The 24731-nt window shown below is 68.1% G+C and carries 17 protein-coding genes and 1 pseudogene; 6 read left to right on the forward strand and 12 right to left on the reverse strand.

All coding sequences use genetic code 11. From position 1 onward, the window contains the following. Positions 1-157: 157 nt before the first annotated feature. A complete protein-coding gene (locus FXF52_RS13100; RefSeq protein WP_148796916.1) occupies positions 158-739 on the forward strand; it encodes a helix-turn-helix domain-containing protein in 582 nt (193 codons plus the stop codon). A 137-nt stretch (positions 740-876) separates the two neighbouring features. Then, complete coding sequence (locus FXF52_RS13105) at positions 877-1470, forward strand: ATP-dependent Clp protease proteolytic subunit (RefSeq protein WP_148796858.1); 594 nt, start codon at positions 877-879, stop codon at positions 1468-1470. A gap of 213 nt (positions 1471-1683) precedes the next feature. Here the strand turns inward: FXF52_RS13105 and FXF52_RS42985 are convergent, their stop codons facing one another. From FXF52_RS42985 to FXF52_RS13115, 3 genes are all read right to left on the reverse strand, one after another. Beyond that, a complete protein-coding gene (locus FXF52_RS42985) occupies positions 1684-2214 on the reverse strand; it encodes a hypothetical protein (protein ID WP_255471882.1) in 531 nt (176 codons plus the stop codon). After that, positions 2205-3473, reverse strand: coding sequence for a hypothetical protein (locus FXF52_RS13110; RefSeq protein WP_255471883.1), 1269 nt, complete (start codon positions 3471-3473; stop codon positions 2205-2207). Before FXF52_RS13110 ends, FXF52_RS42985 begins: the two co-directional genes overlap by 10 nt. A gap of 127 nt (positions 3474-3600) precedes the next feature. Further along, positions 3601-3954 carry a helix-turn-helix domain-containing protein gene (locus tag FXF52_RS13115; RefSeq protein WP_148796860.1) on the reverse strand — a complete coding sequence of 118 codons (354 nt, stop codon included), beginning with the start codon at positions 3952-3954 and terminating at the stop codon, positions 3601-3603. A 121-nt stretch (positions 3955-4075) separates the two neighbouring features. Between FXF52_RS13115 and FXF52_RS13120 the strand changes: the two genes are divergently transcribed. Continuing rightward, positions 4076-4921, forward strand: a complete 846-nt coding sequence (locus FXF52_RS13120) for an SDR family oxidoreductase (protein ID WP_148796861.1) — start codon at positions 4076-4078, stop codon at positions 4919-4921. 56 nt (positions 4922-4977) lie between these two features. Here FXF52_RS13120 and FXF52_RS13125 read toward each other — a convergent pair whose 3' ends face one another. After that, positions 4978-5754 carry an HAD-IIB family hydrolase gene (locus tag FXF52_RS13125; RefSeq protein WP_148796863.1) on the reverse strand — a complete coding sequence of 259 codons (777 nt, stop codon included), beginning with the start codon at positions 5752-5754 and terminating at the stop codon, positions 4978-4980. Positions 5755-6035: 281 nt separating this feature from the next. On the opposite strand from FXF52_RS13125, the gene FXF52_RS13130 reads away from it, so the two are divergent. Then, positions 6036-6491 carry a VOC family protein gene (locus tag FXF52_RS13130; RefSeq protein WP_148796865.1) on the forward strand — a complete coding sequence of 152 codons (456 nt, stop codon included), beginning with the start codon at positions 6036-6038 and terminating at the stop codon, positions 6489-6491. Positions 6492-6619: 128 nt separating this feature from the next. On the opposite strand, the gene FXF52_RS42990 is transcribed toward FXF52_RS13130, so the two are convergent. Together FXF52_RS42990 and FXF52_RS13140 are read right to left on the reverse strand one after the other, a co-directional pair. Next, positions 6620-7612: a hypothetical protein gene (locus tag FXF52_RS42990; RefSeq protein ID WP_255471885.1), complete on the reverse strand. Its 993-nt coding sequence runs from the start codon at positions 7610-7612 to the stop codon at positions 6620-6622. Positions 7613-7955: 343 nt separating this feature from the next. Then, complete coding sequence (locus tag FXF52_RS13140) at positions 7956-8579, reverse strand: hypothetical protein (RefSeq protein WP_148796867.1); 624 nt, start codon at positions 8577-8579, stop codon at positions 7956-7958. A gap of 577 nt (positions 8580-9156) precedes the next feature. Between FXF52_RS13140 and FXF52_RS42995 the strand changes: the two genes are divergently transcribed. Continuing rightward, positions 9157-10071: a nuclear transport factor 2 family protein gene (locus tag FXF52_RS42995; RefSeq protein WP_255471886.1), complete on the forward strand. Its 915-nt coding sequence runs from the start codon at positions 9157-9159 to the stop codon at positions 10069-10071. Positions 10072-10690: 619 nt separating this feature from the next. Here FXF52_RS42995 and FXF52_RS13150 read toward each other — a convergent pair. From FXF52_RS13150 to FXF52_RS13175, 6 genes and pseudogenes are all read right to left on the reverse strand, one after another. Further along, entirely contained in the window at positions 10691-10990 is a 300-nt protein-coding gene (locus FXF52_RS13150) for a DDE-type integrase/transposase/recombinase (RefSeq protein WP_148796869.1), read from the reverse strand. 14 nt (positions 10991-11004) lie between these two features. Then, positions 11005-11388, reverse strand: a complete 384-nt coding sequence (locus FXF52_RS43000) for an IS3 family transposase (protein ID WP_370517961.1) — start codon at positions 11386-11388, stop codon at positions 11005-11007. After that, positions 11343-11687: pseudogene (locus FXF52_RS44035) on the reverse strand (HNH endonuclease); the annotation flags it as partial. The gene FXF52_RS43000 and the pseudogene FXF52_RS44035, both read right to left, overlap by 46 nt. A gap of 300 nt (positions 11688-11987) precedes the next feature. Beyond that, complete coding sequence (locus tag FXF52_RS13165; protein ID WP_187413485.1) at positions 11988-12422, reverse strand: DUF4259 domain-containing protein; 435 nt, start codon at positions 12420-12422, stop codon at positions 11988-11990. 45 nt (positions 12423-12467) lie between these two features. Beyond that, positions 12468-19019, reverse strand: coding sequence for a polymorphic toxin-type HINT domain-containing protein (locus FXF52_RS13170; RefSeq protein ID WP_187413486.1), 6552 nt, complete (start codon positions 19017-19019; stop codon positions 12468-12470). Between the two features lie 608 nt (positions 19020-19627). Then, complete coding sequence (locus FXF52_RS13175) at positions 19628-22864, reverse strand: LamG domain-containing protein (RefSeq protein ID WP_187413487.1); 3237 nt, start codon at positions 22862-22864, stop codon at positions 19628-19630. Positions 22865-23792: 928 nt separating this feature from the next. Here FXF52_RS13175 and FXF52_RS13180 point away from each other — a divergent pair. Beyond that, positions 23793-24386 (forward strand): hypothetical protein, encoded by a 594-nt coding sequence (locus FXF52_RS13180; protein WP_148796881.1) that lies wholly within the window; start codon positions 23793-23795, stop codon positions 24384-24386. The last annotated feature ends 345 nt before the right edge of the window (positions 24387-24731 follow it).

Raw genomic sequence — 24731 nt, forward strand, 5'->3', positions numbered from 1 at the left:
GTCCCGCCCCGCCACCGTCGCCTGCACGAGCACAAGATATCGGTTTCGGCGCGTCCCGGCCTCTCGGGTCGTCGCCGTGGACGCCCACGTGCGCTGGCGGGCCGCCGGACGGGGCATGATGGGGACGTCCCGGTACGACGACCGCGAGGAGGCCCGCATGTCGTTGCTGCGACGGGTGATCGGCGGGGTGCTCCGCCGGGTACGGCTGCGGCAGGGCCGCACGCTGCGCGAGGTCGCCCAGGCGGCCGGGGTGTCGCTGCCGTACCTCTCGGAGGTGGAGCGCGGCCGCAAGGAGGCCTCCTCGGAGGTGCTGGCGGCCATCTGCCGGGCCCTCGGGATCCACCTCTCCGATCTGCTCGAGGAGGCCCGCGACGAGCTGCGGCGGGTCGAGCGGCGGACGCCGGTGACCTCCGGTGTGGCGCTGGCCCGGCTGGACCGGGTGCCGGCCGCGCACGGCTCACGCACCGGCCCGCACCTGCGGGTGGGGGGTGGACCTCGGCTGCACGCCCGGCGTCCCGCCCTGCCGGCGCCGCTCCTCGGCGGGTCGCTGCGGCTGCCCGAGACCGCGTTCCCGCTCAACGGCGCGGGCCTCGGCCACCCGGCGCCGATGAACGTCGGGTCCGGCACCCGGATCTGGCTGATCCCCACGCCGGCCGAGGCGCGCCGTCGTCCGCGTACCTCGGCGACGCTGGCCAGGCGGCGGGTCCGGTCCGGCCGGCGGCGGCTGACCGCCGCCTAGCTTCGGCCGGTTCTGCCCACGGCGGATCTGCCGGGGGCAGAAACCCTGGGTCTCCGGCCACCGTCCGCCGGACGCTGGAGATCGCCGGTTTCCGGGGCGGTCCGTCGCCTGCCGGTGGCACGGAGGGTGGTCAGGTCATGGGGTACGGCATCTGGATGCTTGACGAGGGACAACCGTCCTTCGGCGACCGGGTCTTCGAGCGGCTGCTGAAGGAGCGCATCATCTTCCTCGGCACCGAGGTCACCGACGCCTCGGCCAACCAGATCTCGGCGCAGATCCTGCTGCTCGCCGCCGAGGACCCGGAACGGGACATCTTCCTCTACATCAACTCGCCGGGCGGCTCGGTCAGCGCCGGGATGGCCGTCTACGACACGATGCAGTACGTCAAGAACGACGTGGCGACGCTGGCGCTCGGGATGGCCGGCTCGATGGGGCAGTTCCTGCTCTGCGCCGGCGCGGCCGGGAAGCGGTTCGCCCTGCCCCACTCGCGGATCATGATGCACCAGCCGTCCGGCGGGTTCGGCGGCACGGTCGCCGACATCACCATCCAGGCGGAGAACATGCTGCACGTGAAGCGGACGATGCAGGAGTTGATCGGCCGGCACAGCGGGCGCACGCTGGCGGAGATCCAGCGCGACTGGGACCGGGACCGCTGGTTCACCGCCGAGGAGGCCCGCGAGTATGGCCTGATCGACCAGGTGGTCAGCAGCGCCGAGCAGCTCACCGCTTGACGCTTGCCGGCCGGCACGGGCGACCGGCCACGGCCGGCGTCGGACACGCCCCCTCGATCGCGTCCGACACCCGTCGTGGGTGGCCGCGATGTGCCAGTCCTCGATGCGCATCGAAGCCTATGGGCGGGACGGCGTCCACGCACGGTGGAGCGGGCGCAGCGCCTTCCGGCGAAATTTTGTTACATCACCGGGTGCGCCACGCCCGCGCCCGGCTCACGGGTAACTGACCACCGGGCTGGTGCCGTACGAGCCGACGACCGGGGTGCCGGCCTCGTTGACCGTGCGCTCGATGCCGCCGCTGCCGTCGAGGAAGACGGTGATCGCGTCGTGGAACCGCACGCCGGCCCGGCGCGGCGCCTCGATCGCCCGGTCGCAGCGGATGTCCACGCCCTGGTTGAAGTAGGAGTAGACGCCCAGCCCCCAGGCCTCGTGCGCGCGGACGTGGTCGGCGACGTGGTACGATGCCCAGCCGTTGCCGGTCGGGCTGCGCCAGGCGGCCTGGCTCGGCGGGTCGTACGGCAGTTCGCTCTGGTAGAACACGGTCCGGCCGCGCTCGCCGTTCCAGACGGTCTGCCACCGCTGGTAATGCTCCACGAAGAGCCCGTACGCGGTCACGTCGTCGCCGTTGACCACCACGCCGGTGCCGGCGGTGTTGACGGTCCAGCCGATGGTGCCCGCCTTCCCGTGGTCGCCGCGCCAGGCCCAGATGTTGTCGATCAGCGTGTGCCGGCTGTTCACCACCACGCTGGTGACCGCCTTGCCGGCCGACGGACCGCCGATCCGGAAGAAGACGTCCTGGAGTGAGATCGGGTTGGTGGCGTGCGCCCGGTCGCTGTTCCGCCGGCCCACCTCGACCAGCACCGTCGACTCGACCGGCCCGGCGTCGACCAGCACCCCGGCGATGCGTACGCCGTCCACGTCCTCGATGCGCAGGGCCGCGTCGCCGGTGGTCGGGGCGAGGCTGGCATGCCGAGGCCGAGCACGACGGTGTCCGGGTGCTTGACCCACAGCGCCCGGTCGAGTTGGTAGACGCCCGGGGTGAGCAGCAGGTGCCGGCCCCGGGACAGCTCCTGGTTGATCCGCCGCGCGGAGTCGGTGGGCTTGGCGATGAAGAAGGCGGACAGCGGCAGCGACGGCACCGGCCCGCCGCCCGCGCCCCAGGTGGTGCCGGCGGTGTCGTGCCGGAGCCCGGGTACGGCCACCCGCCAGCGACCCGCGCCGTCCACGAAGAGGTACGGCTTCTCCCGGGTCACCGGGCTGGTGGGCAGGGTGGTGTACGGCGGGTTCGGGAAGCCCTGCGCGGGCGCGCCGAGCACGCCGGAGAAGACCTGGTTCCAGACCCCGTTGGTCCAGTCGCCGCCGAGTTCGCTGTCCCGGGTCAGCCACTGCTGCTGGGAGCCGTTGATGGTGATCCCGTCGACCTTGGAGTCGGCGATGTACCCGCCGCTGGAGTAGCCGCCGTTGCCCGGCTCCAGCCAGAGGATGCCCTTGATGTGCACGCGACGCATCGGGGACGCCTGGGAGACCGCCCACTGGTTCGACCAGTCGGTCGGGGTGACGGCGAGGTTCTCCACCGAGCGCCAGAAGTTGGTGAGGGCCGAGATCCCGGCCGGCGAGTTCGGGTCGGCCTGGCCGATCACGCGTACCGCGCCGTGGACCTCCACGTCGTCGGGGTGGGCACCGAGGCCGGCGACGGTCGTGTAGTAGCCGAGCGTCGCGGTCACCTCGTACCGGCCGGGCTTGAACAGCACGGCGTACCGGTCGGCGCCCATCTCGTTGCGTTCCTGCACGGCGAAGAGGCGGTCCAGGGTGGACTGGATCTCGGCGGTCGGGGTGGTCGGGTCGTACACGAAGACGTTCGGTCCGAAATCGGGCTCGGCGTGGTCGGGATGGTCGGGCGCCGCGGCGGCCGGCAGCGCCGGGAGCCCGAGGGCGGTGAGCGACGCGGCCGACGCGGCGGTGAGGGTGAGGAAGCGGCGGCGGGAGGGATCGAGTGGTCTCATCTGCCTGCCCTGTCGATGGTGGGGTGGGGGACCGACCGGGAGAGCCGTGAGAGCGCTCTCCCGCCGGACGGTCCTGTTCCTACCCCATCGACGTCGATCGCGCCAGGGCGCGCCGGTTCCGGAACTCTCAGCGGGCGTCGTAGCGGGCCCGGGCGGCCTCCACCTCGTCGAGGTGGGTGGTGGCCCACGCCTCCAGGCCGGCGACCAGGTCGAGCAGGCTGCGACCGAGGTCGGTGAGCGCGTAGTCGACCCGAGGCGGCACGCTGGCCTGCACGGTACGGGTGACGATGCCGTCGCGCTCCAGCCCGCGCAGGGTCTGGGTGAGCATCTTCTGGCTGATCCCGTCGATCCGCTCGGCCAGCTCGCCGTAGCGCCGCTCCCCGCCGGCGAGGGTGAGCACGATCAGCACGCTCCAGCGGTCGCCGATCCGGTCGAGGACCTTCCGACTGCCGCAGTTCCGGTTGAACGGGTCCGCCTGCACGGCTTCACTCTCTCTCAGTGCGTATCGAACTTCAAGGTGCTTACTCTCCAACGGGAAGTAAGGCTGCGATGTTCCCGTTGCTGTGCGAAGACAGTGTTCTCAGCACACACAGGGGGTTCCCATGTCCATCGTCGTCACCGGCGCCACCGGCCACCTCGGCCGCCTGATCGTCCAGTCGCTGCTCGACCGGGGCGTACCGGCCGACCAGATCGTGGCCCTCGGCCGCGACGTCGACCGGCTGGCCGGCCTCGCCGAGCGCGGCGTGGTCACCCAGCGCGCCGACTACGACGACGCCGAGTCGTTGCAGGCCGCCTTCGCCGGCGCGGAGAAGCTGATGTTCGTCTCCGGAAGCGAGGTCGGCCGCCGGGTGCTGCAGCACGGCAACGTCATCACCGCCGCCAAGGCGGCCGGCGTCGGGCTGGTCGTCTACACCAGCATCGCCAAGGCGGACACCTCCAGCCTGGTGCTCGCCGCCGAGCACAAGGCGACCGAGCAGCTGATCCTGGACTCCGGCCTGCCCCACGTCTTCTTGCGCAACAGCTGGTACCTGGAGAACTACACCGCCCAGCTCCCCACCTACCTCCAGCACGGGGTCGCGGGCGCGGCGGGCGACGGCCTGGTCAGCGCCGCCACCCGCGCCGACTACGCCGAGGCCGCCGCGATCGTCCTCACCACCGAGGGGCACACCAACCGGGTGTACGAGCTGGGCGGTGCGCCGTTCACCATGACTGAACTGGCCGCCGAGGTCTCCCGGCAGAGCGGCAACACCGTGTCATACCTCGACCTGCCGGTCGACAAGCTGACCGAGCTGCTGGTCGCGGCCGGCGTGCCCGAGGGGTACGCGGCCGTGCTCGCCGACGGCGACCGCGGCCTCGGCCAGGGCGACCTGCAGGTCGGTGACGACCTGGCGAAGCTGCTCGGCCGCAACCCGACCACCCTCGCCGAGGCGATCCGCGCCGCGCTCTGAGGTGCTCGGGAAGCGGGGTCTCAGCACGCGCTGGGCCCCGCTTCCGGGCTCGGCGGTTACGCCCGCTGGGCGTGCCGCCGGACCAGGTCGTCGACGAGCACCTGCACGTAGTCGGCCGTCTCCTGCCAGCAGGTGACGGCGTGGCACTGGATGCCCATCGCCTTCACCGGGTAGTCGTTGCCGCCGTGGTCCAGCCGGTCACCGACGAAGAGCACGTTGTCGTGCTTCAGGTCCAGGCACTCCAGCAGCTTGCGCATGCCGTACGCCTTGTCCACGCCCTTGCGGGTGACGTCGATCGAGGTGGAGCCGCCGCCGCGTACCTCCAGGTCGGGCAACTGCTCGGCGACCGCGTCCCGGAGCCGCTTCTTCTTGCTGCCGTCCGGGTCCCAGCCGTACTTCTCGGCTGGCGGGGCGGATTGACCGAGCGCGGAGAACGTGATCTGACTGCCCCGGTCCTCGATGATGTCGCCCCAGGTCCGGTCCTCCCAGAGGCCGAGCGCCTGCGCCGACTCGGTGAGCGCCGCGACGATCCGGGCCTTGTCCGCCTCGCTGAGGTCCTCGGCGTAGACCAGCCGCCAGTCACCGTCCTGCCACCGGTAGTAACGGGTGCCGCAGGTCGGCATCAGGTGCAACCGGACCAACTGCTCCTCGGTCAGCTCGAGGTGGGCCAGCACCTGCGCCTCGAACTGCTCGAACCGGCCACCGGAGATGATCAGGACGTCCACCTCGGTGAGCAGGTGGCCGAGGAGTTCCGCCATCCGACGATCGATCTGCGACTTGGATACCGCCAGCGTGTCGTCCAGATCGAACGCCACCACTCGAAGATCGTTCATCAACAACCACCATGTCGTCGCGGGCAGGCCAGGACTAGCAGGGTACCGACGGTGACACCCTCCGCGAGCCGCGAGTCCGGAACGTGACGCTACGCAGTCCTCCCTCGCGGAGCGTAACAGCGATCGAGTGGTCGGGGGCCCGGACGACGGGTCAGCAGGCAATCGGCGTCACGCGGTCGAATCGGGTCGAAGTTCCGGAGAGCGCCCGCGTGGCCGCCGCGAAGCTGGAAGGCTGGCGGAGAGCACCGGGCCGGCAGGCCAGCAACCGTGAGGAGACACCGATGGTGGATCGCGACGACCTTCCCGCGCCACGGCAAGGGCTGGTTGTCACGCACTTTCTGACCGTCCGCGACATCGCGGTCTCGCGGAAGTTCTACGCCGACATCTTCGGTGGGCAGGTGGTCCTGGCCGAGAACCCGACAATCGTCAAGATCGCCAACAGCTGGCTCATCATGAACCCCGGCGGTGGACCCACCCCGGACAAGCCCGACATCACGCTGACCCCACCCGAGCCGGGCGACCCGGTGTCCGCGTTCCTCAACGTCCGGGTGGCCGACATCGGCGCCTTCTACGCCGACGCCCGAGCCAGGGGCGCGCAGTTCCTGACCGAACCGCTCGACCGCAAGGCCGAGCTCCGCTGCTACCTGCGCGACCCCGACGGCTATCTCATCGAGATCGGGCAGGCCACCGGAATGCTGCAGGGCGTCTACGCTGACCAGCCCGCCAGTTCGAGCTGAACCCGTTCCCACCCGCGCGGAAGCCGATCGGTGTCCGCCGTGCTTCGGCCCGGCGGCGAGCAGCGGTGGACACGGGACCGGAATCCTCGGCGCTCGCCGGTCGCCATGGCCAGTTGCTGTGCTCGGGATCAGGTGTGTGCGCTCAGGATGGCGCAGTCGTGGTCGGCGGCGGCGAGCAGCGCGGCCGCTGTGTCGAGCTGGCCGGTCTCGCGGCAGCTGACGGCGAGCGCCCTCCAGTTGAACGGATCAACAGTCAGCACCGCCGCAGCCGGATGGTTGACCAGGAGGTCCAGCCGGGTGAGGTCAGCCCCTGACCTGGATGCCTCAGCCAGGCACGCCACGGGTAGCCCGAAGAGGCAGCCCTCGTCGGCAACCGCCGCGATCGCTTCACCCACGGCGAGCGAGCCGTTGGCGAACGCGAGCATCGCGGATGTGTCGAGGATGACCCGGATGGAGCGCTCATTCAGCGGGCGGGTGCGGACGGGCTGGTCCGGATGCCTGGCTCTGGCGGATGAACGGCGCCCGGGTTTCCGCTGCCCCGGGAAGCGCCACATGGGGTAGGTGGTGGTGCCGCCGGGGAGGCTGAATGGTTCGTGGGGGACGTAGCCGTGCCGGGTGTACAGGTCCAGCTCGGCACTGGTTGTCGCCTCGGCGTAGGTGGGGAGCAGAGCGTGGCCCATGCGGGCGTTGCTGGTGGCGAGCAGGGTGGCGGCGCGCCTGGTGCGATGGGGAACGGGTGCCACGCTGAAGAACGCCAGGTGGTTGTGGGGATCGGCGGGCCGGTGGGCGCGCAGGACGTCGTCGAGGTGAAGGAACCGGGCCAGGTAGTCGCCGCAGGCGACGGCGAGCCGCTCCCCATAGCCCTTCGGCGGTGGGACGGGACCATATCGGTGCAGCCACACGGCGGCGGCGGAATGATCCTGCAAGAGGTATGCCTCGCCGAAGAGCAGAGCGTGCTCGGTCCAGACGCGGATGACGGCGGCGAGCACGTCACGCCGGCGTCGTCCCTCGGGTACGAGCCACGCGCCGACGGCGCTCTCGGCGAAGGGGCCGACGACAAGATCGACGATCTCGGGGATGTCTCCCCATCGGGCACGGCAAACGGGCAGCGTGTTGCTCACGGACCTCTCCTGATTGTGGGCGTGACCGGTCACCGGACGGCGGTCGTTGCGGGGTTCATGCGCGCTCTGGCTCGGGCGGGTACGTCATTGCTCTTCGGCCGGCCCCGCTGGCAACCGCGGACGGGTGGCCAGGGACGGCGCCAGCCATGGTCAGGCGTGGCCATGCGGGCGGGTGCCGGGCCGCAGACGGCAGCGACGATTGCGCCTCCTGCCAGCGGCATGACCGGTCATCGCGGCTGTGCTCATCCGGCGGGTGGGGAAACCGGCACCGGAGCTGCCCGGGCAGGCCGCGCCGTGCACACCAGCCGTGCCGTTCCGCCGCTCGCCCGGGCGGCCGGGATTCTCAGGCGGGTCTGGTGTCCGGTTGGCTCGACCGGTGCGCCAGCTTGTCGCACTGGCAGAGGCGGGAGCCGACGAGGTGCAGGTCTGGGGACCAGGAACGAGGTGACGCGTCCACGGGGATGCCCGTCCCGGGGACGGCGGAGCCGGTTCCGGCGGTGCTGGCCGGGGCGGCAGGCGTCTCGCCGGCGGTTCCCCGCGGGTCGCCCGGCCAGGGCACCTGCACCACCTCGCCGACGCCCGCTGGCACCTCATCGCGGCCTGCCAGCTTGGACGGAACTTCCGGTGACGGGGCTTGCGGGTCGACAGCAACGACCGGCAGCGTGGGGCGGACGATCGCGGCAGGGGTGGCGGCCGTCGACGCGCCCCGGACCGGAGTCGGCGCGCCATCGACCGGAGCGCCGGGAGAAGCCGGAGGCGCAGCGGGTGCGCCGATGATCGGCTGGGTCAGTTCGAGAACCGGGGCCAAGGCGGGAGGCAGAACGTCAACGATCGGCTCCGCCACCGGCCAGACGACCTCCCCGACCGGCTCCAACAGCCGTGTCTCGGCGATCTTTTCAACCAGCGGCGATGCCAGGTCCACGACCGGACGCGTCACCGGGATGAGCGCCTCGGCGTCCCTCGCCACGCCCGGCGCTGCCGCGGCATCCTCCGCTCGGTGTGCCTCCGCCCCCGCCAACGGCTTGCCGGTAGGTGTTCTTGCCGGTGTCGCCACGACTGTCAGCGGCTGGCCCAGGTTCGCAACCGTCACCTCAGCGCCGGCGAGGGCTGGTTGACCGTGGGCGGGCGAACCAGCGGGTGCGGCGGAAGGTGTCGTGATCAGGGGACCGTCGAGAATCGCTCCGCCGGCGTCGAGCAGCTGACCGAGCGGGCAAGGCTGGGCCGGCTCGACAGCATGAGCCGCGTCCTCCACCACCGCTTCGTGCACGCCCCACACGACGAACGCGCCGCCAATCAGGAATGCCCCGTGCAGCGTCCACCGAGCCAGTCGGCCTCGACACCACAACAACGGACACCTCCGAGCGGAACGCCTCATCCTTACGCCAAGGCCTCAATTCTGCCTTTGTGGCCGCACGGACACCCGCCGACACACCGACGAATAGATACTCAACGAAGCGCGAGAAGGAAAGCGGCTGGCACGAGGCCGGGCCGCCCTGTCGGTCCCCATGACGAGCTGACGCCCCGCGATCGGTGGTGCGCGCCACATGACCGCGCTGTCACACGGATCGGGTCGCTGGCATCTCCATGTTCGACAGGAGGCCGCGCGAACGATGCACGCGGCGCAACTCCACGAGCGGGAGGCTGGTATGGATGCGCACACCACACACCGGAAGATCGCGCTGATCACCGGAGCGAACAAGGGGATCGGCCGCGCGACCGCCGAGCAGTTCGGTACTCGACATCGCGCCGGTCCTGGTGCCCGTGACCACTACCTGTGTGGCGTTGCTGTTCGTCGGCGCGGCGGCCGTGCGCCTCCGCCGTGGCGAGAAGGTAACGATGTGCCCGACCTGGTCTATCTCGCCCTGGCCGCCTTCCTCGTATGGGCCGTCTCGGCCCCGAGTCCTTCACCGGTTGACCCGGCGCGGCGTCTGACCGCCGCTGCTGGCACGGCTCGACCAACAGCAGGTCCCTGCGACCGTGACCTGTTCGATGTGACAAAGGAGAAACCAATGAGTGACTTTCAGACCATCGCGGATCGCGTCGAGATCGAGGCGCTGCGCGGGGAGTTCACCGACGCGGTGATGATGCGCGACTACGACCGCCTCGCGTCGCTGTTCACCCCGGACGGCGCGCTGCGGATGCCCAACATCCCGGCCGAGCTCATCGGCCAGGCGGAGATCCGGGCCTGGGGCGAGCGGGTACCGGATTTCGTTGATTTCCTGGTGCAGAACACGCACCCGGGCACGATCGCTCTTGACGGCGACACCGCAACCGGCCGCGCGTACATGTCCGAGCTCGGGCGCACCCGCGACGGCCGCCAAGGGCTGAACTACGCCATCTACCACGACCGCTACCAGCGCACCAGCGACGGCTGGAAGTTCGCCGAGCGCGTCTACGAGGTCCGGTACGAGGACAGCACACCGCTGGCGGGCTCGCCGCCCAGCCAGGCGGCCCGCTGACCCTCGGGCCGTGCTGGCACGCACCAAGGGGCGGTGAAGACGGGAGGCGCGACCGTGCGGGCACGAAGGCCGATCGTGGCACAGCCCGTTCATCGCGGGCGCCTCCCGTCCTGGCCCAGTGCTGTCGCCGTTACTTGATCGGGGCGCCCACCCTGCTGGGGCCACACCCCTCGCGGCATCCGGTCCGGTCGCATCGGATCTACCTGCCTCGGCACACGGCCAGTCTGGCAAGCAAGCCGCGAAAAATATCGAGATTTGTCCCCCAATGCAACTCAAGCTTCGGCTGGCTTGGTGACCGGGCCTGCGCTGGTGGGAGTGGTCGGGTGAGGTGGCCGCCCGGACCTGACAGCCGGCCGTAGGCGCCTCGTGTGGTCCAACTGTGGTCATCGCCCAGGCCAGCCGAGCGGGACGACGCAGGTCAAGGCGGGCCACTCCCTGGCATCCCGGGTCGACGGGCAGGTCGCTAGACTGAGCGCTCGCGCCCTCGTAGCTCAGGGGATAGAGCAACGGTTTCCTAAGACGCTGGTCTATCGATTTCCACCGGGCCGCCTGCCTGCGGCTTCTCTCTCTCCAGCCCCGACGCGTCGGTCGCAACAGGCGATTGCTGCGCTCGGTGGATTCAGATCAACAAAGCGATCCGATCGTGGATTCCATCAGTGCGTTGTCTAGGGCGTCGATGCCGGCAACGACGAGGTGGGTGGTGAACCGGAACGACGTGCACTGGACTGCCGGCGTCCGAGTGATGAATCAGCCCCTTCTCGACCGTGTGACCCGCCCGGTCGCGGCGCCACAGGGCCATCTGCAGCGCGTCGAGCACCAGCTTGGTGCGCTTGTTGGTAGCCGCCGACCAACCCACGATCGCCCGCGAGTACAGGTCGACCACGAACGCGACGTACACGATGCCGGCCCAGGTGGCCACGTGGGTGAAGTCGGCTACCCAGCGCCTGTTCGGGGCCGGGCGCTGAAGTCGCGGTGCAGCAGGTCGGCGGCCCGCTCGTGGCGGCCGTCGGCGACGGTGGTACGGACCTTCTTACCGCGGCGGACGCCGGCGATGCCCAGCTGGCGCATCAGTCGCTCGACCGTGTACCGGGCGCCCCGGATACCCTGCCGGTTGAGCTCGGGCCAGATCCTGAACGCGCCGTAGACCTCGTAGTTGTCCTTCCAGACCCGCATGATCTCGTCGCCCAGCTGCGCGTCGCAACCGCCCGCGCCGACGGTGGCCGGATTAAGTGGCCGCCGGTGTGGCCAGTCTTGCTGTGAATCGCCACATCCACCAATTGCATGGGCGCGCAGTCCTGGTGATGGTTCCACGTCCACCTGCCCTTTCTATAGGCCGCGTTGATGCCGGCAGCCTGGTCGGCAAGCCTGAAATCCTTCTGCCGATCGCCGGTCAGCGTAATGCGGACGTCCGGCACAGTCGGGTCCGTCCACGCCGAGAAATCCGGGAATCCCTGCGCGGCGAATGGAATCCCCGTCACCGGGTGGGTACTACCAGCCAGGTGCGCATTGATCGGACCGACCGGCGGGCCACCGGTGGCACAGGTACATACGGCGTCATGACCTCGTACCGATCCTCCGCAGTTATGGACCAACACTGGTTCGTTGCCGGCTACCACATTTTACGTGTGGACGTCGGGACGGTGACATCCCGCGGTCTTGTGATCGAAGAGTTTTTAGACCTTGCCCACGGCCACTAGCGGCGCCCCGGCCAGGGATCGTGCTCTGGTCGGGGCGCCGCTAGTTGGGTGTCAGTCGTCGGTGGGTTGGGGGCCGTCGTCCTGGCCGTGGTCGTCAGGGCGTAGGGCTCGGTTCATGATATTCGTTGCATCGTGCATTTGTGGTCGGGGCGCGCCCCTACGATCTTCCAGAGGACCGCAGATTGGATGGGTCGGGCTCACGAGAAGGCCGTTGGATTGCTACCAAAGTGCAGCTGGGTTGCCTGATAAACCCCCTGAAAGAACCGTCCGCAACTGATTCAACATTGATCTAAACGACCGGTCATCAAGATCATGACCGAACCACCAATCGGTACTCGATCTCTCGTCGAGGAAAACCAGGACAGCCCGCTCAGCGATTTCAATAAGCTCACGAGTGGGAGGGGGAATTGGATTTGATGGACCACAAATGACCGACTTGAAGTCATCACCACCTTCCAACTCGCGGGCCACCAAGGCGGCTGCAGCAACGGCATAGACGCCATCGCGGCCGTCGAAGCGATGCCCCTTCGAGACAACCATCTCGAGCGCGGACTTCAAGCAGGCAGACCGATCTTCCTCGCTGAGGTCATCGAGCTGATAGGAGAAGTTCGCCGCGTCGTCATCATCGAATATGCGCTCGCCCCAGTTACCCACTACATGCACCTACGACAGTCGGCAGAAAGATCGTAACCATGGTGATCAGCTCTCCCCTTCCGGCAAGCGGAAAAGAGGTTTCTGAACAAATCGCCGAAGGCTGTTGTAAACGTTCCTGGTGTTCGGCTCAATTGGACTACTGAGCTTGAATCCATATTCTTGCAGTTGATCTTTGATGATGTATTCCATGACCTTGAGATCGTCCGCGCTGCCGCATACATGAATGCAGACGGCATCCTTGGGATCATTCAGTCGCCCCTTGCCCATATGCTCACCGAAGCGCCTGGTGAAGTTGTTGGTTTGCCCCACATACACGTGACCTGGCTTACTCGCATCGTCAAAAATATAAACGCCCTGATTCTTGTTGCAGTTGTGCACCAGGACCGGGGTGCCGCCCGCCAACACATAGTACGTGTGTATGTCGGAGACGGTGAGGTCTCGCATGGTTTTGTAGCCGCGGTAGTTGTGGACCTTGGCCACCGTCACGAATTCGCCCGATGCGGTCTTCAGCCACTCAGTTGCTTGAAGGTCGCCGGCGTTGATCCACTCGTTCCGACTGTCACTCCAGAAGGGGTGGTGCTGTGTGGTCTTGAGGGTGACGAACTTGCCGTCCTTGGTTCGGACGGACAGGTCGGTCAGGTCCTCGTCCTGGTTGATGTGCAGCGCCTCCACCGTCTCGGCAGTGGTGTCGCCTGTCTCGGGGTCGTGCGCCAGGACTTTGTCGCCTTCGGCCACGTTCGCGATGGGGCGGGTGCTTCCGTCGGCCATCAGGACGTGGGTTGATGGGTCGAAGCTGTGTTCGCACCCGGACTTCTTGGGGGGTGCTTCGACGTTCTTTGTGGGGGGCTTGCCCTTGGTGCCGGGATCCGGCTTTTTCTCGGGCGTGGGTGGGGTTTTGGGGTTGACCGCCGCTCGCTCCTTGGCCCGCGCATCGGCCTTGATCTTGGCGAATTCCTCGGCTTCCTTGCGCGGGTTCATCTTGGGCGTGAGGCGTTCGAGTGCTTCTTCGCCGAGTGCCCTTTCTGCTTTCTTGGCGCCCTGTTGCACGGTCTCCTTGCAGAGACTCTTTGCGAACTTGCAGATTGGCGGGCCAGGGAGGATGGCGATCGCTGCCATCTTCCAGTCGCCCTCGTAGGCGTAGAGAGCGGCGTCTGCGATGTCAGCGGGGGTTCCGATGATGGGAACCGCGGAGACGTAGCCAGCCATGTCGTGGAGGGCCGGGTTGTTGAACAGGCCCGGGTCAACTCGCGTCGAGACGAGGTTTCCCTCCTCCATGTAATCCTGGCAGGCGTAGCCGCCCTTTCCCGCCGCCCAGCACGGCGCCGAGAGGTTTTGCAGGTCGGACGGGTTGGCGTACTCGGGGATGATTTCGCCGCTCGGATCACTGAAGGTGACCGGGTTGTTGGCGGCGTACGTGTACGCCGGCATCTGTTGCGGGTTTCCTGGGTCGTTGATCGGGTCGACGGAGATGAACCGGCCGATCGTTGGGTCGTATTCGCGGGCTCCGAGGTGGGTCAGGCCTGTGGGGTCCTGGTAGCCGCCGAGGAAGCCCTGTTGGTTGGGCCAGCTGACTGCTGCTCCGCGTGGCGTTCCATAGGGGGTTTGTCGGCGTTGGGTGATCGTCTGGTTGGTGTCGGTGCCGACGCTGACCAGGGAGGTGCCTTGGTGGTCGCTGGCCAGCCAGGTGATCCCGGTGACTGTTCGTTGGGCGATGGTCTCGCCGTTGAACGAGTAGTACCGGGTGGCGTCGACCTGGCCGTTGCTCGCGTTCTTGCGCACCTCTTGGTCGCCGAGGAAGAGGGTGCTGCCGGTGGGGTCTGTCGCGATGAGCCGGTTACCGGCGGCGTCGTAGATGTAGGAGCTGGTGCCGGTGCTGTCGGTCACCGACGCCAGGTGTCCTTCGACGTCCCAGGTCAGGGTTTGCTGCCCGGACTTTCCGGGGCGGGTTTTGGTGTTGCCAGCTTCGTCGTAGGTGTACGAGCCGGTCGTGGTGCCGATGTCGTCGGTTCGGCTCCAGCCGTCGAGCCGGTGCGGCTGGGCCGCTCCTGCCGCCGGGTAGGAGTAGGTGGTGGTGACCGTGCCGGTCGGGGTGCCCCGCTCGGTCTGGGTCAACCGGTTGCCGATCCGGCCCTTCGGATCGTCGGGAGCGCCGAAGGACCACTGCTGCCAGTACGGCGCCGGTCCGCCGAGGTCCTCCTCGGTCTGCGGCTTCGTGTTGCAGTCGAAGGAGAGAGGTGTCCAGGCTTCGGTGAGCCGGCGCTGGTGGTCGTAGGTGAAGCATTGGGTGTCCCGTGGGCGGGCACCGGAGTTGTCGTCGATCTTGAGGATGTTGCCGCTGGCGTCGTAGTCGTAGAACGTGTTGGCGATGTACGCCGGGGACGTCGAGCGGATGATCGCGCTGCTGGTGACCCGGCCGGTGCTCTCGTCGTACCGGTTCGTGGTTTGAACGGACTTCGCACCGGTCAGTGCGGTCGCCCGGGTGAGGGTGCTCAGTTCGTACAGGTTGGTGTAGCCGGACTGGACGACGTAGTGGGTGGCGTCTCCGTAGTCGGTGGCGAGCTTGTCGGGCATTGCGTACGTCGAGTCGTACTTGTAGGTCAGGATTTCCTGGCTGAGCCCGCCGGCAGCGGGCAGGGTGACGGTGTTGGGTGAGCCGTCGGCTAGGAAGCTGGCCTTGGAGGTGAAGCTGCAGGTCGCCGCGCCGATGCCGCAGAACCCGGCCTGGGAGGATGGCAGCGTCAGCTTTGTCTGGGTCGGCCGATACAGCGTGTCGACGGTGATGGTTTCGCTGCGGTATTCGTCGTTGCCGATCCATCGGGAGGCGGACTTTGTGACGCCCTTGACCGGTAGGTCGTAGGTGTATGAGATCCGCTTGGCACCGGTGAGGCTGCTTTCCCGGACGGTGTCAAGCCGGCCCATGCGGTCGTAGGTGTACCAGAGGTCCGGGGTGTCGGGCCGGGAGTCGGTTGTCTTCTCCAGGTCGCCCAACGTGTTGTACTGCAGCGTTGACGTGCCGTTGTCCGGGTCGCTGGACGAGATGAGGCGGCCCTGGATGTCGTAGGAGTACGACCAGGTGTTGCCGGAGGCGTCCTTGACGGTGGCCAGCTGTCCGACGGGGTGGTAGGTGTAGCTGGTCTCGTCGTAGGTGCCGGTTGCCGCGTGACCGTGATACTGCCGCAGCTTTTCCACGCGGCCGTGTGCGTCCGTCCAGATGGTGCTCGCCGAGTCACCCTCGGGCGGCACCACGGTGGTGTGGTCGCCGGAGTATGTGGTGGATGTGCGGGCCTTTTCCACCTGCACGCTCGCCTGGGTTCCGAACAGGATCGAGTGGATCGGCCGGCCGGCGGTGTCGTACAGGGTCCGCGTCTGGCTGGGCACGTCCTGGTCCAGGCGTGACTTGATGATGCTGGTGTCGATTGCGCCGGAGTCGTAGTAGGACGCGTTGGCCTTGTAGATGCGGCCTGCGGCGTCGTAGAAGGTGTCGGTCAGGATTCGGCCGGTACCGTACGCGGCCTCCTGTGTCTGCCGGGGTCGTCCGAGCGCGTCCAGCAGGGTGTAGGAGGTGTCGTATGTGCCGTTGGAGTTCAACGACGTCGTGGTGATCGAGGATGGCGCCGTCTTGGACAGGTTGTAGCTGTAGCTCGTTGACGGTGCTGACGGGTAGGTGGCCCTCGGCCGGTTCGGCAGCCACAGGGAGGTGGCCCGGCCCATGGCGTCGTAGCTGATCTCGGTTATCCGGTCGTTGGGGTCGGTGGTCTTGACCGGGACGCCGAACGCGGGGTCGAGGTCGACGGTGTTTTTCCAGAGCAGCGGGTTGGTCGTGACCATCTGGGTGACCGGTCCGCCGGCCGACGGTGTGTAGTCCGTCGTGGTCGTTTCTCCCGCGATGTCCGTGGTCTCCTTCACCCGGCCATACGGGTCGTACTTCGTGGTCGACACCTGTTGATATGCGCGAGTTCCACCGCTGAAGCTCTTGATCGTCTCGACGGCGGTGACCAGGCCGTCCGTCGGCGCGGCCCCATAGCCGAGAGAGTCGAAGCTGAACCGGGTGTCAGCGGTGATCTGGTTTTCCGCCGTGGGGGCAGTGGCGCAGCGGTCGGCCCAGCCGTGGACCCGCCGAACCGGGGTGAGGAGCCAGTCGGCGGTGTTGCGGGCGTACTCGGTCTGCACGCACCCCTCGTCACCGGTCTTGGCGTCGTCCCCGCCGTCCTCGACGCTGGTCGGCATGCCGTAGCTGTCGAAGGTGTAGGTGGTCGTGCGCCGGCGCACGACGGTGTCCGTGGCGGCCCGGCTGTGGACCGCACCGACCCGGGAGTACCGCGCCTCGGCGATCGGCGTTCCGGAGCGGGTGGCGGTTGGGCTGGAGCGCCACATGTCGTTCACGGTCGCGGCGATCACCGTCGAGCCGAGCCACTGGATCCGTTCGCGGGGCGTGCCCGCGAAGTGGTCGTAGTCGTTCGTCGCGCCGCCCTCACGGCCCTGCACCTGAGTGGTGCGGGTGCCGCCGGCGGCGAGTTTGTCGCCGTACATCCCCCGGTAGTAGAGGGTTTCGGTCTTGGTCCGCTCGGCGCCCTCACCGACGTAGGTGATGACCGTCGGGTAGCCGCGCCACTGCGACCAGCTCCGGCGGCTGTCGGGGGTGATGCCGGTGTCCTCGTCGTAGTGCCACAGCGGCTCATTGCCGGTGTTGACGTACTCGTAGGCGGTGCGCAACGGACGCGCGCCGCCGGTGTGGTCGATCTGCTGGACCTCGGTCACCACGTATTTGTGGAAGTAGTCGGTGATCGGGTCGGTGTAGCCCTGCGGGGTCCACTTCACCGGGTAGCAGCGCAGGGTGTTGCTGTCCAGTGCGGTCGGAATGACGCTGCCCGCGGCGCACTGCCGGGGGCTGTAGGTCACGAAGATTTCGCCGCCGGTCTCCAGCTTGATCGAGTTGACGCGCCACCAGTTCATGGCCAGTGCCCAGTCGCTGCCGGAGGCGTCGACCCGGTTCTGCATCTGGATGCCGGAGAAGGTCACCTCGGGCGCCGTGACGGTGGTGCCGTTAAGGCCGCGGTGGGTGATTCCTTCGAGCCAGAGGCCGGCGCGGGTGCCGTCGCCGGGGTCGAGGAAGCTGTGCCGGAAGGTCCAGGAGTCCGCCGCCTGGTACGACGAGGTGGCGGCCTTCCACACCTTGGTGGTGATGACCGTGGTCCGCTTGGCCGACCAGAAGGTCGGCGCGGCGTTCAGGCACGGGTTGGTGGTAGCGGTGCACTCCTGGTCCCACGGGGTGTCGGGCCAGGTGGTGGCGTTCTTTGTGGTGCAGTTGGCCAGGCAGCGGTCGAGGTTGGTGAAGTCGACCCGGACCGGGACGTTCTCGATGTACGGGCTGGTGGCCGCGTACTCGGTGTTGTCCCGGTTGTCGGTGCCGTAGTCGATGCGTTTCAGGTAGGCGCCACGGTCATAGACGACGGGGGTCGCGGTGACCTTGTTCTTGGCGTAGTAGTTGGTTTCCTTGGTCCACCAGAACGACATGGTGTTGCCGTGGATGTCCTGGACGTAGTCCAGGTTCCACCGCCACGCCTGCTTCTTGCCGCCGCAGTCGGAGGCGGCGAAAGTGCTGGCGTAGCAGGGCTCGCCCGGGTTGTTGCCGTAGACGGGCACGGTGAGCACGGAATTGGTCGTCGGGCGACCGGATGACCAGCCAGGCAGCTGGTGCCGGCCGAACCAGTACTGGGTGCCGTCGGTGGTGGTCAGCTTCCAGTACTCGTTGTCGTTGTCGTAGTTGCCGTAGTCCGGTGTCGTGAGCAGCTCGATTTTCGAGCCGTCCTCGTTACGGGGATGCCACTTCCCGTCGCTGCCCTTGAGCAGCTCGACCGACGAGCCGCCGAGGGAGAGGAGGGCGTTGTCGGGGCCCCAGCACAGGTCACCGGTCTTGGTGGTGTTGTTGGCGTTGCCGCCCATGTCGTCGGCGCACGGCTTGTACCTGCGCTCGATGAAGCCTGGGGAGTAGTCGAAGCCCTCCCCGAACGCGCCTGGCTGGTTGTTCGTGGCCGCCTGCCGACCGTCCACGGACTGAGAGGAATAGCTCAGGCCCAGGCTGGGCGATGGCCCGCCCGGTCCCGGCGGCGTGCGCATCGGGTATGACCACTGGAAGCTGCCGGTGGCGCCGCTGTGGCCCCACGACGAGGCGGGCGCGAGGCTGGAGGCGGTGAAGTCACCGGCCCCACCCGACGGGCCGCTGGTCAGCGCGACCAGCGTGCCGGCACTCGCCGCGGTGGAGGAGACGCCCAGCCGCTTGGCGTCGGTCGGCGACACCGCGGCCCGGACGGGGGACGCTGTCACGGTCGCCGACACGGTGCCCATCCGTACATGGTTTTGCGAGTCCAGGGGTGTCGGCTCGCAGCCCTTGGCACCCGGCGTCGTCAGGGCGCAGTCCGGCAGGCGGACCAGGCGCAGCCGCGACGACCAGTCGGCACCGTACGCGGTGGCGAAGGCGGAGTAGTCGACGTTCACCTCGACCTGCCCGGCCGAGGCTGCCCCGTCGGTACGCCCGATTCGCACCAGGAGGCCGTTGACGCCGGCGGCTTGGGCCTGGGCCTTAGGCAGCACCTCCACTCGCACCTTCGCAGGAGGGGTTGGTGTGCTGCGAGCTGCTGCCGGGCTGGTCACCGGACGTACCGTCACTGGCAGCGTCCCGGCCCGCACCGGCGAGGCGGTGGCCGATCGGGAACCAGCGGCGTTCGGCGTGAGGGTGACCTCGGCGTGACCAGCCGCTGGCCACACCGGCTCCGGACGCTTGACCTTGGCCGCGGCCTCCTCGGGGTCAGGTCCCGGCTTGGTGGTCTTGACGGGGTAAACCGGTGCGGATGCGTAGCGTTGCGGCTCGAGGCGCGGGGCCTTTGCGGCCTGCTGCGCCTGGGCGGGCACCTGTCCACCGATCGTTCCAGCGAGCACCGCGAGGAGACCGGCGGCAAGAAGCTTCCGGCTCGGTTGCCGAATTCCGTCAGCCGGTAGGCGCCGCCCTGGGCGGTACGCGCGGCCCTTTCTGACCGTTTTCATCGCTCCCTTTCCGAGAGGTGTCTGCACCGCGCACGGGGTTGTGGCGGCGCGGGCCGGTCCGGTGCGGACGCAGTTCCTCCGGCGGCACCCGGTTCGGCCGGTTGCTGGGAGGTGGCCGGAACGTGCCACGCGTTGGCACGTTCCGGCCACCTGGTGGTTGGGGATTAGGCGCCCGCGTACACCGCCTGGATCTCGGCGTCGCTCAACGCGCCCTGCCAGACCCGCACCCGGTCGATGTCACCGGGGAAGAAGTCCGTGTTGCCGCTCCACTTGGCCCGCCCGACCGCGAGCGGGCCGTTGGCGTGCCACGGCGTGTACGCCAGGCTCGACCGTGCGGCCAGAGCGCCGTTGATGTAGAGGCTGATCGTCTGCGCGGCACGGTCCTGTACCGCGGCCAGGTGCACCCAGGTGTTGAGGAGGCACTCGCTGCCGTGGGCGTACACGGGCGAGCTGCTGGTGGAGTCGACGTTGCGGTACATCACCGACCACTTGGGAACGCCGGAGTCGGTCCGGCAGCTCAGGAACGAGGCGGAGATGTTTGAGCCGTCCTGCGCGATGACCGTCCGGGACAGCCCCGTTCCGCCGGTGTACCGCGCCCAGGCGGACACGGTGTACGACTGGTCCGTGCGCAGCACCGGCGTGCTGGTTTCGGTGTAGCCGGACACGCCGTCGAAGTGCAGGCCGCTGGAGTCGAATCCGGCGGTGTCGGACCAGTCGACGCTGGGGTAGGGGCTGAGGTTCAGAGGCCGCTCGTACCTGGAGGTGTCGCCCTCTTGCCGGGGGTCCTCGTAGTCGTAGTCCTCCATCTCCCACTGCCCGACCAGCACCGGCGCCACGATCGGTGCGAGGTCGAGATCGGGGTCGATGACCCGGTCCCAGACCCGGACCTCGCTCATCGCGCCGTTGAAGAACCCGGTTGCTGTGCCATTGCGGGATGCGCCAATAGTGAGCGGACCGGTGGAGGCCCAGGCGGGTGCGGAGAGCGTGCCGGTGCCCTTGCGAACACCGTTGACGTAGAGGCTCAATGGGGTGCTCGACCCGGCGTCGTAGACGCCGGTGAGGTGTGTCCAGACGTTGAGCTGCACCGGGTCGAGGGTGCACGCCGGAGAGACCGTTGCCGCCCCGTTCACGGTGTCAGAGCCGTAGGCAACGAAGCACCAGCGCTGCTTAGTCGGGAAGTACTGCAGTTCGAACGGACTCTTGTTGGTTCCCGGCTGGGACACGACCACACCCGTCACGGCGTCGGGACGCACCCAGGCGGCGACGGAGAAGCTGCGCGTGGTGTCGATGACCGACGCCGGGGTCTTGGCTTCGTCGTCGGTGCCGTCGAACTTGACGGACCAGTCCTTACCGTTGGTCTGGTGCGTGCCCAGCACTCGTGAGTCCTGCCAGCGCGGGCCGGGCGTGAGCGTGGCCGCAGCACTTGCGTCGATCTTGTTGCTCAGGGTGGTGCCGGCACCCTCGTCTATCGCCCAGTGCGCCGTCGGAGCGGACGGGTCGCCAGCGAGGAACACGTAGTCGTACCGGTCGGAGGAGTTACCGGCCTTGTCGCGGCTGAAGACGGTCAGCACATTCTCCAGGCGCATGTTCGGGGTGACCCACACGGTGGCCGAGCCGCCGAGACTGTCAGCCTTGACCGTCATCTGCGGTCCGCCCGAGACCTGGTAGACGTAGTCGTACACGTCGGCGGCGCCGTTGGCGGAGAAGGTGAACCTGCCTGAATAGCCGACCGAGCCGTGCGGGTCCTGGTTGGTGCCCAGCGGCGGCGATTCCAGGTACAGGCCGTCGGCCGCGGTCACCTTCGGCTCGACCTTCGGTGCGGAGTTGTCGACGGAGAATTCGCACCACGGTGACCCGTCCGACTCCCCACCGAGGGTGTCCTTGGTCTGCACCTGCCACCGATAGATGTCCCCGTCGACGGCCTTGGGACTCACCTGCACCTCCGCCTTCGCCCCTGGGGCGACCCCTGCGTCGGTCTTCGGCCAGCCGGTCACCGCCGTCCACGTCGCGTTGACGAGCTTCTGCAAGGTGAAGACACCGGAGAGGCTGCCGCCATTGCTGCCGTCAGGGTCCGTTAGCGTCGCCTTCAGCCACGGGTAGTCGGACCGCACCGCCGGCCGGGACGTCCCCGTCACGCACGCCTGCGCCGGGGCGGTGTAATCGGCATGGGTGGAAAGCTGCGCCGCGGTCGGCGTGTTCGGGTTGGTGTTGTACTCCACCGACAGCTTCGTCGCCGCCGCCTCGAACTTCTTCCACCACTCTTTGGTCGACTCGGACGAGCCGTCGGACTGCCGCGTGGCGAGCGCCAGCGTGTAGATCTCCTGGCCCCGGTTGTTGCTGATGTCGGTCTTCAGATTGCTGCTGGCGAACTCCATCGGCAGGTCCGGCTGCGGGTCGTCCGAGCAGCCCGCCCCGGTTGACGGCTTGTGCGCGTGGCCGGACCGCTCCTCGATCCACAGCTTGAAGCTCGGCCCCGACCACGTCTGCTTACCCGTCGTGGTCAGGTCCGCGGTCCGCCACAGGTTGATCGGCGTGGACGTGCACGACCAGGAGTGCGTCATCTCCGTCAGGAACTTCGCCGACCGGATCGTCTTGCCCGACAGGCTGGTGAGGCTGAAAGAGAAGTACGACCGGAAGATGCCGTCGCCGGACGGGTCGAGGCCCGCCCGAGGGACGCCATCGTCTCGGGTGGAGTTGGTGGAGTTCGCATACCCCCACCGGAGCTTGCCGATCGTGCTCCACGGGTCGATCACTACCGGGTAGGTGGTGTTCTTCCCCCGCAGCAGCGACAGATCCGGCCGGATGACCAGGTCTTCGCCCTGGACGGCGGTGGAGAGCTCCGCCTTGCGCGCCAGGTCGGGAGCCGCCCGGACGACGTCCTGCTTCTCCCTGGCGGCGAACGCGGAGAGCGCGGCGTTCTTCGCGGCCTGCGCCGACGGGGTGAGACCCGACGAGTCCCACATCGCCGCGCTGCCCGCCGAGAGGACTGGTGTCCCCAAGGCGTCCACCACCTCAAAGCCGCCACCGGTGCGGCTGCGCTTGCTCAGCGGGCCGGTGGTGTCGAGGCCGAACCGGAGGGTGTCCAGCGCCGGGTTAGCGGCGGCCTCCACCGACTTCACCACAAGCACCCAGGTGAACCCGTCGCTCAGCGCGCGAAGCCGCAGGTCCACCCCGGGCAGTACCGACTCGTAGACCGCCGAGTCACCCTCGATACGGGGCGCCGGCAGCGCTCCCGGCCAGGTCAGCGACACCTGGCCACCGTTCAGCGGTAGCCGCACCGCGGGTGCGGAGCCACCCGCCGAGAAGGTCACGTCGGCCAGCGTGGCGATCGGGGCGACGCTGCCGTCCGAATTCTTCTGCAACCGGGTGTCGATCGGCTGCCAACCGCGACCATCACGCATACGGGCCCACCGCGGCACCGCGTAGGACTCCAACACCAAACTGCCTGCCGGATTCGCGATTACCCGGGAGCTTTCACTCCTGAGACTCGTCACTTCGACAGGCGAGCCCAGCCTCCTAGCCGCCGTGAGGGCATCAGCCTCACTCAGGCCAGAATCCGGAGGAGGACTAGGGGTGGACGCGGCATCAGCTGCCGGCGCTCCCACGGCCGCGTTGGCCGCCAGGAGGGCTACCGACATCAAGGCCGCGGCGAACCCGCCGCCCCACCGCCCCCTTAGGGCAAAACGGTATCTCTTCACCCAGAAACTCCTTCTAACAGTGCACCGCACGACACAGGGGGTATCGCCAGTCGACGCAAGGGGCTTCGAGCCGATTCGGCGGGGCATGACCACACCGGCAACCACCAGCCGTTGGTGTCGCCGGGAATGAAGGGCCGGTCCGGACCGGCCGCGACCGAGGTGCCTGCGTCAGCGGTTCCCGCTATTTCGATGGGTGGACCCGTCGGCGTCACCCGCGCCGCCGATGTAACGGCGTCGAGCACCACGGTTCACGCGCCACATGACGGGGCCAGCACACGCGAGGTGCCACCCCGACCTGCCAACCGCCCACAAAGGTCCCCCGTGATCATCTACGCGACGACGTGACGGTAGAGATCAAATCCTGTGACTGTAAAGAGGGCACTACAACTGGTGAGCACAAAACGCCCAGACGGCAACAAGACCACCAGCACCCTCACTGTCCGCGCCGGTCGGCCGCGACGCTCACAACAGCGGCTACCCACAGGCCGCAGGCAAGGCCCGGTCGCCGCTGGACCGGCACGTCCCTGAGACAACGAGCCCGCAGACCGCTGCGGAGGAGTGCAGCGGCGCCAACAAGGCGCGACACACCCTGCCGCTAAGCTTCCGCTCGATCACCCAATCGAGGAGCGGCATGACGACGACTCGCCGTACGTGGACGACCCGCGCCATCCACGCGGCAGCCCCGCTGCTGACAGTTACCACCCTTCTGGCAGCCTCCGCATGCACGTCGCCGGCCTCCCCTCGACCTGCCGAGGCCGGCCCGTCGCCGACTCGGAAGCTGTACACGCCGGAAACCCTCCTCGGCATGCCCAAGACCAAAATCAGAGGTCCGTACAACGAGGCACGCTCACAACTTGACCAACTCAAGCGCGAGGTCGGCCAACCCACCAGCGCGGTCGGCGATGCCTACGGAGGCGAAACACCGGACGCGGACATGGTGTTCATCAGCGGCGCGTCCGGAACAATCACCGACCCCGCCGGCGCAGTCGAACGTGCTCTCAAGCCATATCGAATCGGCGAGCTCGAGACGGTCGACGCCGGCGAACTCGGTGGCGAAGCCCGCTGCGGGCGAGGCCGCACCGAGGACGACAGTTACCTGACAACGTGCGGCTGGGCGGACAGAGAAACAGTGGGAGTGGTGGCCTTCGTATCCTCCCGACCCCAAGGCGGCCGCAGCGCGGAATTCCTCACCGTACGCAGGACGCTGAGCCACCCCACCAGCTGACTGGCAACCAGAACACAAACGCTTGCCGCCTCGGGCTGATCATGCCTCCATGCCCGACGCCGACTGTCCGCACCGGAAGTCTGGGCAACGCATGCCGCGCTAGCCTCCGTCTTTCGCTAACTGCCGGTCGGCACCTTGGTCATGCACCGCTCGTACGCCAGATGGATCCTGCTGGCTAATTGGGTGTGTTGCGGCGGTTGCTGCCTCACCGTGGATGCATGATCGGTTTTGCGGCTTCCTTCCCCTCTGCAGCCGCGGAAACTGGTCGTGTGATGTCGATGCAACCGCGGCCGTGGCCCGAGCCTGATGAGCAGGTGGCTTCGGCGATTCGTGCGAGGGAGTGTC

The sequence above is a fragment of the Micromonospora sp. MP36 genome, from assembly GCF_008119785.1.
Classification (GTDB): Bacteria; Actinomycetota; Actinomycetes; order Mycobacteriales; family Micromonosporaceae; genus Micromonospora.

Excerpts from the sequence above, each read along its gene's own strand:
- FXF52_RS13175 (WP_187413487.1), bottom strand. The coding sequence starts at position 22,864 with ATGCGTGATGGTCGCGGTTGGCAGCCGATCGACACCCGGTTGCAGAAG.
- FXF52_RS13105 (WP_148796858.1), top strand. The coding sequence starts at position 877 with ATGGGGTACGGCATCTGGATGCTTGACGAGGGACAACCGTCCTTCGGC.
- FXF52_RS13110 (WP_255471883.1), bottom strand. The coding sequence starts at position 3,473 with ATGAGACCACTCGATCCCTCCCGCCGCCGCTTCCTCACCCTCACCGCC.
- FXF52_RS13120 (WP_148796861.1), top strand. The coding sequence starts at position 4,076 with ATGTCCATCGTCGTCACCGGCGCCACCGGCCACCTCGGCCGCCTGATC.
- FXF52_RS13180 (WP_148796881.1), top strand. The coding sequence starts at position 23,793 with ATGACGACGACTCGCCGTACGTGGACGACCCGCGCCATCCACGCGGCA.
- FXF52_RS13100 (WP_148796916.1), top strand. The coding sequence starts at position 158 with ATGTCGTTGCTGCGACGGGTGATCGGCGGGGTGCTCCGCCGGGTACGG.
- FXF52_RS13125 (WP_148796863.1), bottom strand. The coding sequence starts at position 5,754 with ATGAACGATCTTCGAGTGGTGGCGTTCGATCTGGACGACACGCTGGCG.
- FXF52_RS42995 (WP_255471886.1), top strand. The coding sequence starts at position 9,157 with ATGACCGCGCTGTCACACGGATCGGGTCGCTGGCATCTCCATGTTCGA.
- FXF52_RS13130 (WP_148796865.1), top strand. The coding sequence starts at position 6,036 with ATGGTGGATCGCGACGACCTTCCCGCGCCACGGCAAGGGCTGGTTGTC.